This is a genomic window from Porticoccus sp. W117, assembly GCF_030341905.1.
In the GTDB taxonomy this organism is placed as follows: domain Bacteria; phylum Pseudomonadota; class Gammaproteobacteria; order Pseudomonadales; family Porticoccaceae; genus SCSIO-12696.
Genome location: NZ_JATAAF010000035.1, coordinates 1 through 14,482, shown reverse-complemented (window position 1 = coordinate 14,482; position 14,482 = coordinate 1). Strand labels below are relative to the sequence as shown.

Here is a 14,482-nt window from a genome sequence, read left to right as displayed (position 1 = left end):
ACGGGCCAGTTCGCCTGGGTGGATTTGATGTCCGGCAATGTAAAGTAGGCGCCGTCCCATATTGGACGCTAAAAATGTAACCTATGTACTGGTACTGTTTTGTAACCTATGTCTGTGTACCGTACACGTGTTTCTTTTGGTTGCTTGTTCTTTTCACGAGAAAAGAAAAGTAACTCGCCAGCAGGCGAAAACTTTGCTAAAAATTACTCAAAAAAATAACGACGAAGCTAAATCCACTAGATTGCCGCGTCGCGTCGCTGTTGACTCGCACCATCCATGGTGCTCGGTCTGCGGTGGTCTTTGACGCCTTCTGCCAATTTATCGCAATTGACGAGGCGCTCAACTCACTTCAATCGTTTCCGTCCAGCCAAAACGATCTTCGATATGGCCGTACTGGATGCCGGTGAGTTCTTTGTAGATACGTTCAGCCACCGGCCCGGTCTGATTGTTGTTAATCAGATACTCCTGATCACCCATGCCGAATTTGCCGACTGGTGCGATAACTGCAGCGGTGCCGCAGCCGAACACTTCGGTAATGGCGCCAGACTGGATATCAGCCAATACGTCGTTTACGTCGATTTGCTGTTCGGAAATGTCATACCCCAGGTCAGCGGCCAGCTCGATCACTGAGTAACGGGTAATCCCGGGCAAAATGCTGCCGGTGAGCTTGGGCGTGATGATCTTATTGCCGTAGACGAACATGATGTTCATTGCGCCCACTTCTTCCACGTAGCGGCCTTCGATGGCATCCAGCCACAGCACCTGGGAGTACCCCTTGTCGCTGGCTTCCTGGCCCACGAACAGACTGGCGGCGTAGTTGCCTCCGGTTTTGGCATCGCCCACACCGCCTTTTACTGCGCGCCGGTAGGTATCGGAGATATAAACTCCCACCGGGTTAAAACCGCCTTTGAAGTAGGGGCCAACCGGGCCGCCAATCAGAAAGTGCAGGTAGCGGTTGCTGGGCATTACACCCAATGCATTCTGGGTGGCGATCAGGCTGGGGCGAATGTAGTAGGAAGCGCCGGCTTCCGATGGTACCCAGCGATGATCCAGCTTTATCAGCTCGCGGATGGACTCCAAAAACATATCTTCATCAACCGGTGCCATAGCCATGCGCAGTGCAGAGCGGGTAAAGCGCTTAGCATTGTCCCAGGGGCGGAACAGGTTGATGTTGCCATCAGGACGGCGATAAGCCTTGAGACCTTCAAAAATTTCCTGAGCGTAGTGCAGTACGGCGCAGGACGGGTCAATAGTGAATGGCCCGTAGGCGCCGATGGTGGCGTCGTGCCAGGCACCATCGCGGTATTCCTGGGTGAACATGTGGTCGGAAAAAACACCGCCAAAGCCCAGTTCCTGAGGAATGGGTTTGCGCTGTTCGTCGCTCAATGGGCGGATGGTGATCGCCATGGGGTCTCCGTTGCAGTGCCAGTCAAATGCAAACCGGCAATTATAGAGGAGCTTGTGGCTTTTTTTCCTAACATTTTTCCTAAAAAAACCATGCATTTGCTGTTTTTGTTTGATCTGGATGCCCGTCGCAGTACAAATGGGCTTTATTTGCCCGCCTATCGATGTAGAATCTTCGTTCCCATAAGTCCTGTCACGGAGCACAATAAATGATTAGCTGTTCACTGTTTGAAGATATTGGGGTTTGTCTGCTGGAGCTTGGGGAGCATATTTCTGAAAAGAATATGAACACTGCCCGCGACCAGATCAATGAATACTTGGAAACCCACCCAGACCTGAGCGGTTTGGTGGTGCATGCAGAATTTTTCCCCTGGTGGTCGGAGTTTGCTGAGCGGATTGGCCAGCTTACCTTTAACGGTAATCACCACCAGACCCTGGTGCGAGTGGCCATTTGTAGCGACGTGGAAGTGGAAGGCATTCTGCCCGCCATCGGCCAGCACTTCTTTGCCGCCGAGGTGAAGAGCTTCAAAGAAGACGAAGTGTCTGAGGCGCTGCATTGGGCTCAAGGAGAGTAGCGCTAGGAGAGTAAGCTCTCCCATTGCATTTCTGCTCTAAGAGAGTATCCTGCGCGCCCGCTTTCCACCACCGACACCCACAGGGGCTGAATTTATGGGCAGCTTTAACTGGCAGGATATTCTCACCACTGTCGCAACACTGTTTTTTATTATGTCGCCTCTGGGTGCGGTGCCGGTGGTGTTGTCGCTGCTAAAGCGCTTCGATGATCACACCAAGCGCCGCATAATTATCCGTGAGTTGGTGTTTGCTCTGATTATTCTGGTGAGCACCCTGTGGGCGGGTAATGCTTTTCTCAGTTTCCTGGGGCTGGAACAGCCCACCCTGAGCATCTCCGGCGGTATCCTGCTGTTTATTATCGCCATCCGCATGGTGTTCCCAAAACCCAATGCAGACGCAGAAAGCGCGGTCGAGGAGCCTTTTCTGGTTCCTCTGGCCATGCCTATGCTGGCGGGGCCATCTGCTATTGCGGTGTTATTGCTGTTAAGCACTAATGAGCCGGATCGGGTCTGGGAGTGGACGGTTGCGCTGGTAATTGCCTGGGTGATTGTTGGCGTTATCTTGCTGGCGTCCCCCTTATTGTTGAAGATTCTTGGCAACAAAGGGCTGCGGGCACTGGAGCGGCTGATGGGTATGCTGCTGATTATGCTGTCTATTCAGATGCTGTTGAACGGCATTTCTCAGTACCTTGAAAGCCTTCCCGGCTAACCTGTTTTTGGGCGTCATGCCCGTTCTACTTACTTGAAGTTCGTCATCCCCGCGTAGGCGGGAATGACGGACACTCTCAAAATTCCTAAAACGGCTTCACCACCACCATCACCACAATACCGATCAGCAGCAACACTGGCGCTTCGTTAAACCAGCGGAAGAATACGTGGCTGCGGTCGCAATTGTCTTTCTGGAATTGCTTGAGAAAATAAAAACAGGCGCCGTGGTAGGCCAGTAGCCCTGCCACCATCGCCAGCTTGGCGTGCATCCACCCCTGGCTCATGAAAGTGGGAACCGCCATTAGCAGCAGCATGCCCAGAATTAGCGAAGCAATCATCGATGGTGTGGCGATTCCACGGTACAGCTTGCGCTCCATCACTTTGAAACGCTCTCGGCCTACCGAATCCTCGGCAGCTGCGTGGTAAACAAACAGTCGCGGCAGGTAAAAGATGGCTGCCATCCAGCACACAACCATGACGATATGGAAGGCTTTGATCCAGAGGTAGTGTTCGGCCAGCCAAGTCATTTCGCTAATCCTGTTTGAGTTTTGCTTGCTGGGGAAGTTGCCGAGCGCGTTTGGGGTTGCGCTGCTGTGACCGAGGCCAGCAGGGATGCTGGCCTCGAGCCCCCATGGAAGGGTTTACGGCGTGTCATAGCAGTGCAACCCCAAACACGCCACCCACTTTATTGATAATACCCTTCAATCTGTTCTTTGGTGAGCACGCCCTGTACCTCCGACTGCAACGGCGCCAGCCTCGCGCGGCTAATATACACCGCCTGCACATTTTCCTGGCGCATTAACTGCAGCGCCTCCTGCAAGGTGGCGCGGGCGTGAATGGGTTTCAGCTGGCGATGGTCGCCGGGTATCTCGCGCAAATGAATATCGCTGTCTTCTTCCCACAGCGTGGCGCTGTGCTCTTCCAGAAAGTGAGCGAGGTCGGCGGGTCGCACCAACAGTTTGGGTTCGCCCACGTCTTCCACCACCAGGCACTCCGGCTTGTCAGCCAACAGCTCACGGGCTCGGTCACGGGAAATCACATAGCCACAGGTTTGGTACTGGCGGCACATCAGGCTGGTGACGCCGGCGCGACTCAGCATTTGGTAAACCGGCGAAGAAAAACGGTTGAGGTCGCGGCCACCCAGAAAGATACCCGGCTGGCGTGATAACAGGCGCGCGGTCAGCGTGGCCACCATAATGGCCAACATAGCGGGCATGACAATGCCGGGGGTGTAGGTGAGTTCTAACACCGCCAGCAACGCCGCCAGCGGCGCGTTGAGTACCGCCGCCATCATGGCGCCCATGCCTACCATGGCGTACAGGCCTACGGCAGAACTCTGCTGCGGCATCAGCAGCCCGGCAACAATTCCCAGTGCTCCACCCAGGCAGGCGCCGGAAACCAGTGCCGGGGAAATAATGCCACCGGGCATTCCCATACTGATAATGGATGACGCTACCAGCAACTTGGTGACCCCAATGGCAACCAGCATTCCCAGCCCCAGTTGCCCCAACAGGGCATTGCTAATGGTGTCGTAGCCCAGCCCCAATAATTGCGGCAGGGCAACGCCTGCGCTGCCGGCGATCAGTGCCGCCACCGCAGCTCGTAGCAAAATGGGGCGATCCTGAAAGCGCAGCCCCAGTAAATGAAACCGCAGCAACCCGGCAGCAACAATACCGATCAACAGGCCGCACACTGCAATGTAGGGCAGCTCCAAAAGGCTTCCCAATTCCATGGCGGGTACAAGAAAGGCCGGGTCATCACCGTAGAAAACCCGCGATACCACCGTGCCGCAAACGGCAGCGAGAATGATCGGCATAAAACCGGCGATGGTGTATTCCATCAGCACCACTTCCATGGCGAAGATGACCCCTGCCAATGGCATGTTGAAAGACGCGGCAATGGCGGCGGCCACGCCGCATCCGGCCAGCACTCGCAAGTTGTTGTTGGGCAGCTTCATCTGCCCACCGAGGGCACTGCCGCAGGCTGCCCCAAGGTGTACCGCCGGGCCTTCGCGCCCCACCGGGGCGCCGCTGGAAAGCAACAGAGAGCCACACACAAATTGCACCAGTGCGTTGCCGCTGGGCAGGCGCCCCTGGTGTTGGTGCACTCTGTTGACCACGTGGCTGATGCCGGTGTTGCGGCGATGAGGTTTAACAAAATGCAGGATTGTTCCCACCAGCAAAATCCCGCAAAAGGGCATCAGGAAGTGGCTGGCTGTGGAGAGCGCTTCAAAGGCCTCGGTGCCGCTACTGTCCAGCAGGCTATGCAATGGCACCTCAAATGACAGGCGGAACAACACCGCTACCAAGCCGGTGAGCAAGCCGCACAGGCAACCGAGAATGGCCATTTGCGGTAGCGCGTCGGTGTGGGCCAGGCGGTGGCGAAAGTGGTCGCCCCGTCGGCGTATGCGCTGCCAGCGTGAATGGTGATCGGAAGAGGAAGAATTAGACATAGCTTCTTGTCGGCCTGTTTGCTGTATTATAAGCCGCTATTTTGACTTTGATACCTCTGGATATTGTGATGCCTGACCAGGATCGCCTGGTAGTAACCCCCTACAATCCCCGTCGTCGACAGCAAATCTGGGTATTGGCCATTGCCGCTGCCATTCTTTGCCTGTTTGTCGGTTTGCTGTTGGGTGGCCAGTGGTTTGATTGGCAGATGAAGGAAAAGCGCCGCGTGCAGGCAGAATATGAGCAGCTGCAGCGCGACCATGAAGAGCAGACCCAGGCGCTGACCAGTGCTCAGCTCAACTCTCAGGTGGACAGCGCCGCTCTGGAAACTGTGCGTGTGGAGCTGTCGCGATTGCAGGGGGAGTTGGCGGAGAGCCGCGAACAATTGCGCCTCTATCGCAATTTGTTGCAAAAGGAAGGGGTCGCGCAGGGGCTGATTATCAACGGCTTCGACCTCTATCGCACGGATACCGGTGAGCTGGAGTATCAGCTGATTGTGCAGCAACGCGCGGGGAAATTGAAAACGGTCAAAGTCACCGCCAGCGTTCAGGTGCTGGGTGTGATTGGCGATGACAGTAAAACGTTTTCCCTGAAAGAGCTGGACTCAGAACAGGATAAGGATACCCTGGCGCTGGAGTTTCGCTACTTCACCATTCATCAGGGTGTATTGCAGCTGCCCGATGGTTTTGAACCACAAAACGTGTTGGTACAGGTATGGCCTGCGGGGCAGGCCAAGAAAAAAGTTGAGCAAGAATTTCAATGGCGCCTTGAGGCCGAAGAAGCAGAGGAACAGCAAAGTGAAAAATAAAAAACCCGGTACAAACAACTACAGCAATGGTGCCACTACCTTGATCGCTGAAGGTACCGAAATTACCGGCGAAATTCGCTTCCATGGAAACCTGGAAGTAGAGGGCCGGGTTATTGGTAATATTGTCGCTCTGGATGACAATAAGGCCAGGGTGCGAGTGCTGCAGACTGGCCAGGTACAGGGTGAGGTTCAGGCACCCTCGGTGGTGGTCAATGGTCTGGTGGAAGGCGATCTGAAGGTGAGCCATCAGCTGGAACTGGCTGCCCGCGCTGTGGTGGATGGCAATGTTCACTACCGCTTGATCGAAGTGGAGAAGGGTGCCCAGGTCAACGGCAATTTTATTCGTGTGAGCGAGGAAAAAGAGTCTACCTCTGACAAGCGTGAGCGCCACTCAGACAGTGCGTCAGCGGCGGTAGAAGTGTAAAATTCGGCAAAGTGCCGTTGATTGGCAATTGTCTAGCTGTAGATTAGGTTGTTATGTCTGAAATAGAGTCTTTTGTACCGCCCACCCTGCTGGTTACTGATAACGCCGTGAGCAAAGTGAAGAACCTTGTCGCGGAGGAAGGTAACGACGCGTTGAAGCTGCGGGTCTTTGTTACCGGTGGTGGTTGCTCCGGCTTCCAGTACGGTTTTTCCTTTGATGACGATGTGGCGGAAGACGATACCCTGATCGAGCAAAGTGGTATCGCCGTGCTGGTAGATCCCCTCAGCTATCAATACCTGGTGGGCGCCACCGTGGATTATGAGGAAGGGCTGGCTGGCTCCCGCTTTGTGGTCACCAACCCCAATGCCAGCACCACTTGTGGCTGCGGCGCTTCATTTTCTTTGTAGAGTGCCTGTACGGGAATCCGTTATGAAAACCGTTTTTCTGATGCTGCTGACCCTGTGCGCCCTGCCATTGATGGCGGATGGACTGGCAGTGAATACAGAAACGGTAGTCGACGAAGCAACAGAAAAGCCCATCCCCCCAGGTTACATTGCCCGCCTGGAACTCAATAAGCCGGAAGAGGTGGAAGCCACTTTGAAGCGAGTGGAAGAAATTTACCTCACCGGCCAGCTGGACAGCAACGAGCCGCCGGTCACTTTTATTATCCACGGCCCGGAAGCGGTAATTTTTCTCGAAGAAAACTACGAGATGTACCGGGGCGTTGTGGATTTGGCGGAAAAACTCACGCAGGAAAAAGTGGTCGACATCAAAGTCTGCCGCAACCGCCTGAGAATTGAGGGGCACCGGAAAAAGCCCCTACAGTCTTTTGTGGGTACCGTGCGTTTTGGCCCTCGTGAGGAACGCCGCTTGCACCGCGCCGAAGGCTACGAATACTTTTCTGCTAATGAAAGGTCTGCAAATCAAGAGCCTGCAAATGAAAAGTCTGCCAATAGCCAGTGAATGCGGGCAGCACTGATTCCACAACTCGCCCAGCCCATGACGGCTTTCTGATTACCCGCGCCAGCAGCGATATTGCTGGCCGTGCTCAAGTACAACTTTGGGTGTCTACTGACTCCGGCCCTGCGTTGTTGCGTTGCAATGACCAGCAGCCACTCTTCTTTATTTCGGATTCTGACAGCGAACGCGCTCAGGCTGCTTTACAGCAACACGGCTTGGGGGTACAGGTTAGCCCTCTTGAGCTGAAGACCTTTCAGCAACAGCCGGTTTGCGCTGTTTATTGCCATAGCCTGCAGCAATTCTTTAACGCCCGCCGCGCTGTGCAACAGCAGGGAATTGAACTGCTGGAGTCGGATTTTCGCCTGCAAGATCGCTTTCTGATGGAGCGTTTTATTTGCGGTGGTTTGCGCTTTAGCGGGACGCCGGTGGTTCGACAGGGTTATACCGAATATCAAAATTGCAAAGTCAAAAGTGCCCCTTACCAGCCAACGCTGAAAGTGCTCTCGCTGGATATCGAGTGCGATATGGGTGGTGAGTTGTTTTCCATCGCTCTCTACAGTGGAGGTGAGCAGCAGGTATCGGAAGTATTGATGTTTGGCGAACCGCAGCCCTGCCCGGATACCCAGGTGCATTGGTATTCCGACGAGGTGGCTTTGTTGCACGGGCTGCTAGAGCGCATTCAACAGCTCGATCCGGATGTGTTTATTGGCTGGAACCTGGTGAACTTCGACTTTCGCACCTTGTTGGCTCGCGCTGAGCACTGCAAGGTGAAGTTTGCCATTGGCCGTGGTGGCGCCTTGCCTCGCTGGCGCGATGCCCGCGACAGCAACCAGGGTTACATTCATATCCCCGGCCGGGTGGCGGTAGATGGCATCGACGGCCTGCGTTCCGCCACTTACCAGTTCGACAGCTTTGCTCTGGAAAACGTCGCTCGGCAGCTATTGGGCCGAGGCAAAAAAGCCAAAGATGTGGACGACCGCATGGCGGAAATTCGCCACAATTTTCGTCACAACAAACCTGCACTGGCGGCCTACAATTTGGAAGATACCCGCCTGGTGTGGGACGTCTTTGAGCACACCCGCTTGCTGGATTACCTGGTGTTGCGCACCCAGCTCACCGGCTTGGAGCTCGATCGCAGCGGCGGCTCTGTGGCGGCGTTTACCAACCTCTATTTGCCGCGCCTGCATCGTGCCGGTTATGTGGCGCCCAACCTGCCCGCGGATGGTGGCCTAGCCAGCCCCGGTGGCTATGTGATGAACTCCCTCCCGGGGCTGTATCACCATGTGTTGGTGTTGGACTTCAAGAGCCTTTACCCTTCCATTATTCGCACTTTTAAAATTGACCCGCTTGGACTGATTGAGGGTTTGCAAAGCCCGGAGCAATCCATTGAAGGTTTTCGCGGTGGTCAGTTTCACCGCCACAAACATTTTCTGCCTGACATTATCACCAGCCTTTGGCAGCAGCGTGACCAGGCTAAAAAAGAAAATGATGAGGCCCGTTCTCAAGCCATTAAAATTTTGATGAATTCGTTTTATGGGGTGCTGGGGTCAGGCGGTTGCCGCTTCTACGATACCCGCCTGGCCAGCTCAATAACCCTGCGCGGCCACGAGATTATGCAAACCACCGCCCAATGGATTGAAGAAAAAGGATACCGGGTTATTTATGGTGATACGGATTCTACGTTTGTCTGGCTGGAGCATTGCACCAATAACGAACAGGCGCGCAAGATCGGTAAAAAACTGGCAGATACCGTCAATAAAAGATGGCAGGCAGAATTGTTGCAAAAGCACAGCTTGGAGTGTCATCTGGAAATCGAATTTGAAACCCATTTCAGCCGCTTTTTAATGCCCACCATTCGCGGCTCCGAAGCGGGCAGCAAAAAGCGCTATGCGGGAATGGTTGAGACGGACGATGGTGAAAAGCTGGTTTTTAAAGGTTTGGAAACCGTGCGCACCGACTGGACAGAATTGGCCAAAAACTTTCAGGTGCAACTGTTTGAAAAACTGTTCCACGACGCCGACCCCTGCGAACTGATTCGCTGCGCGGTACAGGATACGTTAAAGGGAAACTGTGACGATCAACTGGTGTATCGCAAACGCCTGCGGCGGCGCCTAGACCAATACCAGAAAAATGTGCCGCCCCATGTGCGCGCCGCTCGCCTGGCAGATCAGAAAAATCAGGAACAGGGAAAAAATCTGCGTTATCAACGCAAGGGTTGGATCAGTTATGTGATGACAGTTAATGGCCCTGAGCCATTGGAATATATAGCCAGCCCAATTGACTATCAGCACTACATCGATCGCCAGCTAAAGCCGGTGGCGGACGCTATATTGCCGTTTGTGGGGTTGGAATTTGAGGAGATTGTTAGTGCGCAGATGGGGTTGTTGTAAAGCTGCGAGCAGCGGGCTACGGGCGGCGAGCAGTCAGAGCGGGGTGGTACCCTTCTATTCTTTCCTGCTGTCATCCTGAGCGGCGCAGCCGCGTGAGGATCTCACAACTGGCAAGTAGTGATGGCCAGAGTTGAGGCAATGCTACACTCATCGGTGAATATACAAGGACGCTGGATAGTATGTGGTACAAACGCTATGGCTACAGAACGGTTTCAGGAGATGCAGGTGATATCGGCTGTGTAGCCTTTTTGTTTATACCGCTGCTGTCAATTGGTTTAGCGGTAGCTTTAGTTTATTTATTTCGGCTTGCTTGGTTAGGTTGGCTGTTTATTCCTTTTGCTCTGGTTGGGTTTTATTTTTCGTCCAAGTACGCTGCAGGGGAGGGGCGCCGCAGGCGTACAAAAAGGCAGGCGCTTCATATTAAAAAGGCACACAGATATATTGAAGCTGGTAAGACGGCTCGCGCTTTGGAATCTATTCGCAGAGCGAAAATCTATGGAAAAATACCCAAAGAGCTCAAAGAGTTTGAAAAGCATAATTAGTGCATACCACTCGGTCTGCTCGCCGCTCGAAGCCCGTGGCTCGTAGCATTAACTAAAATAAACCCCACCCAAAACCACATCACTCTCCGCCCCCGTCACCGCCGGTAAATTCCCCGGCAGTTTTTCCAATGTCCGCTTGGCCATCCAGGCAAATGCAACGCACTCCACCTGCTTGGGATCAATACCCAGAACTGCTGTGGTAGCCACTTGTGCCGGGTGCAGCATGGCTTCCAGTCTTGCCGTCAGTTGGCCGTTAAATGCGCCACCACCGCAGAGGAATACTTCGTTGACGGTGCCGCAGTTTTTGATGGCATCTGCCACGGTGCGGGCGGTAAATTCCAGTAGCGTGGCCTGTACATCTTGAGCAGGTAGGTCACCGCCCAATTCAGTCAGGGTTCGTTGTAACCAGGTGAGGTTGAAGTCTTCCCGCCCGGTGCTTTTGGGAGTGGGGCGTTGCAGGTAGGGGTGGGCCATAAAACGTTTCAGCAATTCCAGTTGCACTTTGCCGCTGGCGGCCCACTGGCCGTTTTCATCGTAGGGTTGCTGCAGCTGTAACTGACACCAGTCGTCCATCACCATATTGGCGGGGCCAGTGTCGTAGCCAATGGCATCTTCTCCGGCGGGCAGCCAGGTAATGTTGGCAATACCGCCCAGATTGACCACTGCGCGGTTGCGTTGGGGGTGGCGAAATAGTGAGTTGTGCAGCGCCGGAGCCAATGGTGCGCCGTGTCCGCCAGCGGCCATATCCCGGCGACGAAAGTCTGCCACGGTGGTGATGCCGGTGCGTTGAGCAATAATGTTGGGGTCGCCGATTTGCAGGGTAAACGGGTGCGCCTCCACAGCTTCTGGTGGGCGGTGGCGCACGGTCTGCCCGTGACTGCCAATGGCAGTAATCTGCTCAGGCCGGATGCCGGACTTGGCCAGCAGTTGTTGTGCGGTGGCAGCAAACAGTTCGCCAATGGCGTGGTCGGTGTGGCCTAGTAAATCCACATGATCATCGCCGGGAGTAGACAGTGTCAGTATGTCTCGGCGCAGGGCTGGGGGAATGTCGCTTTCAATATGAGCGATGGTGTTGGGCTGTGTACCGTCGAACTCAACCAGCACCGCGTCGACAGCATCCACACTGGTACCAGACATCAGGCCAATAAACAGTTGAGTGGCCTCGGAAGTTTGGTTGTTCATGGGTGTTTAGCCTTCGTTTTTCGCGGGCTTGTCCAGTTGCGCCAGTTGGCCCTTGCCGCTGTGCTTGGCCAGGCTGGCCATCAGCGGCTGGGTTTGTGCCAGGAAGTCGGCTTTGTGTTTTTCGGCGATGGGTTTTGCCTGAGGCAGCTTCACCGTGCGCGGATTGCGATGCACGCCATTTACCAGGAATTCGTAGTGCAGGTGGGGGCCGGTTGCCAGCCCGGTGGCACCTACGGTGCCGATGGTTTGTCCCTGGCGTACGCTTTGGCCGCGCTTGACCTTGCGCTTGTGCAGGTGCAGATATTTGGTGCTGTAGCTCTGGCCATGTTGAATCACCACGTAGTTGCCATTGGCGCTTGTATAGCCAGCTTTCACTACCTTGCCATCACCAGAAGCGTACACCGGTGTGCCGGTGGGGGCGGCGTAGTCGATGCCCCGGTGGGGTTTAATTTTTTTGGTGATCGGGTGCAGGCGGCGCATATTAAAACCGGAACTGACTCTGGCGAAGTTTACCGGGGTGCGCAGGAATGCCTTGCGCATGCTCAGGCCTTCCGGGGTGTAGTAATTGGCGTGGCCGCTGGCGTCTTCAAAACGCACTGCCTTAAAGGTTTTCCCCTGGTTGGTGAACTCGGCAGCGAGAATATTGCCGTTACCGATTTTGTCGCCATCCAGAAACTTTTCTTCGTAGAGCACCATAAAGTGGTCACCCTTGCGAATATCCAGGGCGAAGTCGATGTCCCAACCAAAGATGCCCGCCAGTTCCATAATCAGGTCATGGGGAATGCCCACACTATCAGCGGCCACAAACAGAGAGCTGGTAATTTCCGCTTCCCGGTAGGTGCTGACGACCTGGGGCTTCAGTACGATGTGCTCGGCGCTGTATTGGCCGTCCTGTTGTTTGAACTCCCAGGATTCCAGCTGGGAAATCTGATAGCGCAAGGTGTCCAGTTCGCCGCTGTCAGCAAGTCCGAAGGCGAGGGTTTCGCCAGGCATAATGCGCTTGAGTTTTTTAGCGCTGTCGCCAGAGCTGACGAACTGGTGTACATCCTGTGGCCCTAGAGAGGCGCGTTTAAACAGGGTGCTGAGATTGTCGCCGGATTTAACGGTGATTTCTTTCCAGTTCAGTTGCGGTTCAGTGACAAGCTGCGGAGGAGGTAGCTGTTCAACCGCTTCTGGCAGCTGGGCCTGAAATTCACTGATAGCAACAGCAGTGGCTTTTTCCACTTCCGCTGGTTGTCGTTTCGCGGCAGCTGGTTCACTGGGCAGCAACGCCAGACAGGCAGAAACCGCCAACGCAACACCGCTAGCTGCCAGCAAATGTGTGCGTGGCAGGCTGTTACTAAAAAGCCTGCCCCACAAGCTGGTGTGCCTGGGGCTGGTCATCGGTTTGGTTGAAGTTGCTGGTTTCATGGCGGCTTTTATAACAGAATCCGGCACTTGCATAAAGAAGTGAAGTTAAACTGTGATGTGGGTTTGCTGGTGATAAGGCCGGTTTGTGATCTTGTTTTTGTTTTCGGATACGGTAAGGTGGCGGCCTTTATTCCATTGGCTTTTTGATATTTGTGAGTGTTGCAATGACGATGACTGGCGCTGAACTGATCGCCGACTTGCGGGAGCGCGGGCTGATTGCCCAAATGACCGCAGACGAAGAGTTGATTTCCCACCTGGATCAGTCACGTACTCTTTATTGTGGTTTTGACCCCACCGCCGACAGCTTGCATATTGGCAGCCTGGTGCCGTTGCTCACTCTGAAGCGATTTCAGCAGGCAGGCCACAAGCCCATTGCACTTGTGGGTGGTGCCACCGGCCTGGTGGGTGACCCCAGCGGCAAATCGGAAGAACGCAACCTCAATACGCCGGATGTGGTCGCCAATTGGGTGGAAAAGCTGCGTGCTCAAGTCAGTGCTTTTATCGATTTTGAGTGCGGCGATCACTCCGCTGTTGTGGTGAATAATCTGGACTGGTCTGGCGACGTCAAGGTGTTGGACTTCCTGCGGGATATCGGCAAGCACTTCGCTGTTAACCAGATGGTAAAAAAGGAATCTGTGAAACAGCGCATTGAGCGAGAAGGTGAGGGTATCTCCTTTACCGAGTTCAGTTATATGATTTTGCAGTCCTGGGATTTTGCCGAGCTTAATAAATCACACAGCTGCACCCTGCAAATCGGTGGCAGTGACCAGTGGGGCAATATTACTGGTGGTACGGACCTGGCCAGGCGCTTGAACGGCGGTGAGGTCTTTGGGCTGACCATGCCGCTGGTAACAAAGTCTGATGGCAGCAAGTTTGGCAAAACCGCGTCGGGCACCATCTGGCTCGATGCGAAAAAAACCTCTCCTTATGCTTTCTATCAATTCTGGATGAACAGCGCGGATGCCGATGCCTATAAGTTCCTGCGCTACTTCACCTTCCTGAGCGTAGAGGAAATTGCTCGTATCGAGCAGGAAGATGCGCAAACTCAAGGGCGTAAATCTGCCCAGGGCATCCTTGCTCGGGAAGTGACTGGTCTGGTACATGGCGAAGAAGGGCTACAAGCGGCAGAGCGTATTACGGAAGCACTTTTTTCTGGCGGTCTGGACAGTCTTACTGAACAGGATTTTGAACAACTGAAGTTGGATGGCCTGCCCGCTAGCGATTTACGTGCTGCTGATCTGGATGGCAAACCCCTGACGACCCTGTTTGCTGAATGTGGCATGGTGAAAAGCGGTAAAGAAGTGAAAGATGCCTTGGGTCGTAACGCGGTGCTGATTAATGGGCAAGCAAAAGGCATGGAAGATAATATGAATGCCCAAAGTTGCTTTGCAAAAGATGTGGCCCGTTTTGGTCGTTTCTTCCTGGTGAAAATGGGTAAGAAGAAGCACCACCTGTTTGAATTGGTCTAGTTGACTCTAGTAACTGCCAAAAATCCCCGGCCATTGGAGACTGTGTGAAAACGCAGTTCGAGCTGCCAAAATACCCGCATCGTCAGATGCGGGTATTTTTGTATGCGACACATCCAAGGTGAGAGCAGAACGCAGACCAGCCTGTTGCCAGCGAGCGTAGAGG

General features: G+C 54.3%; 14 protein-coding genes. 9 read left to right on the top strand and 5 right to left on the bottom strand.

The features are described from left to right. Positions 1-339 precede the first annotated feature (339 nt). The gene (locus tag QSV34_RS14705; protein ID WP_289155948.1) at positions 340-1,407 is read right to left on the bottom strand and encodes a branched-chain amino acid aminotransferase; all 1,068 of its coding nucleotides are present in this window, start codon (positions 1,405-1,407) and stop codon (positions 340-342) included. 206 nt (positions 1,408-1,613) lie between these two features. Between QSV34_RS14705 and QSV34_RS14700 the strand changes: the two genes are divergently transcribed. After that, positions 1,614-1,979 carry a SpoIIAA family protein gene (locus QSV34_RS14700; RefSeq protein ID WP_289155946.1) on the top strand — a complete coding sequence of 122 codons (366 nt, stop codon included), beginning with the start codon at positions 1,614-1,616 and terminating at the stop codon, positions 1,977-1,979. A gap of 94 nt (positions 1,980-2,073) precedes the next feature. Continuing rightward, entirely contained in the window at positions 2,074-2,685 is a 612-nt protein-coding gene (locus QSV34_RS14695; protein ID WP_289155944.1) for a MarC family protein, read from the top strand. 85 nt (positions 2,686-2,770) lie between these two features. Here QSV34_RS14695 and hemJ read toward each other — a convergent pair whose 3' ends face one another. After that, positions 2,771-3,211, bottom strand: a complete 441-nt coding sequence (hemJ, locus tag QSV34_RS14690; RefSeq protein ID WP_289155943.1) for a protoporphyrinogen oxidase HemJ — start codon at positions 3,209-3,211, stop codon at positions 2,771-2,773. Positions 3,212-3,369: 158 nt separating this feature from the next. Further along, positions 3,370-5,136, bottom strand: a complete 1,767-nt coding sequence (locus QSV34_RS14685; protein ID WP_289155941.1) for a chloride channel protein — start codon at positions 5,134-5,136, stop codon at positions 3,370-3,372. Positions 5,137-5,204: 68 nt separating this feature from the next. Here QSV34_RS14685 and QSV34_RS14680 point away from each other — a divergent pair, with 68 nt between their 5' ends. The 6 genes from QSV34_RS14680 (at position 5,205) to QSV34_RS14655 (ending at position 10,258) form a co-directional block, all read left to right on the top strand. Then, complete coding sequence (locus QSV34_RS14680) at positions 5,205-5,942, top strand: DUF6776 family protein (protein WP_289155939.1); 738 nt, start codon at positions 5,205-5,207, stop codon at positions 5,940-5,942. Then, positions 5,932-6,366 (top strand): bactofilin family protein, encoded by a 435-nt coding sequence (locus tag QSV34_RS14675; RefSeq protein ID WP_289155937.1) that lies wholly within the window; start codon positions 5,932-5,934, stop codon positions 6,364-6,366. The genes QSV34_RS14680 and QSV34_RS14675 overlap by 11 nt, the downstream gene beginning before the upstream one ends. Positions 6,367-6,419: 53 nt before the next feature. After that, positions 6,420-6,773: an iron-sulfur cluster insertion protein ErpA gene (gene erpA, locus QSV34_RS14670; protein ID WP_289155936.1), complete on the top strand. Its 354-nt coding sequence runs from the start codon at positions 6,420-6,422 to the stop codon at positions 6,771-6,773. Between the two features lie 22 nt (positions 6,774-6,795). Next, on the top strand, positions 6,796-7,329 hold the full coding sequence (locus tag QSV34_RS14665; RefSeq protein ID WP_289155934.1) for a hypothetical protein: 534 nt from the start codon (positions 6,796-6,798) through the stop codon (positions 7,327-7,329). Then, entirely contained in the window at positions 7,326-9,716 is a 2,391-nt protein-coding gene (locus QSV34_RS14660; protein WP_289155933.1) for a DNA polymerase II, read from the top strand. Before QSV34_RS14665 ends, QSV34_RS14660 begins: the two co-directional genes overlap by 4 nt. A gap of 179 nt (positions 9,717-9,895) precedes the next feature. Then, on the top strand, positions 9,896-10,258 hold the full coding sequence (locus QSV34_RS14655; protein WP_289155931.1) for a hypothetical protein: 363 nt from the start codon (positions 9,896-9,898) through the stop codon (positions 10,256-10,258). Between the two features lie 48 nt (positions 10,259-10,306). Here the strand turns inward: QSV34_RS14655 and QSV34_RS14650 are convergent, their stop codons facing one another. Next, entirely contained in the window at positions 10,307-11,440 is a 1,134-nt protein-coding gene (locus tag QSV34_RS14650) for an anhydro-N-acetylmuramic acid kinase (RefSeq protein WP_289155929.1), read from the bottom strand. 6 nt (positions 11,441-11,446) lie between these two features. Beyond that, entirely contained in the window at positions 11,447-12,850 is a 1,404-nt protein-coding gene (locus QSV34_RS14645) for a peptidoglycan DD-metalloendopeptidase family protein (protein WP_289155927.1), read from the bottom strand. A 164-nt stretch (positions 12,851-13,014) separates the two neighbouring features. Here QSV34_RS14645 and tyrS point away from each other — a divergent pair, with 164 nt between their 5' ends. Continuing rightward, the gene (gene tyrS / locus QSV34_RS14640; protein ID WP_289155925.1) at positions 13,015-14,319 is read left to right on the top strand and encodes a tyrosine--tRNA ligase; all 1,305 of its coding nucleotides are present in this window, start codon (positions 13,015-13,017) and stop codon (positions 14,317-14,319) included. The last annotated feature ends 163 nt before the right edge of the window (positions 14,320-14,482 follow it).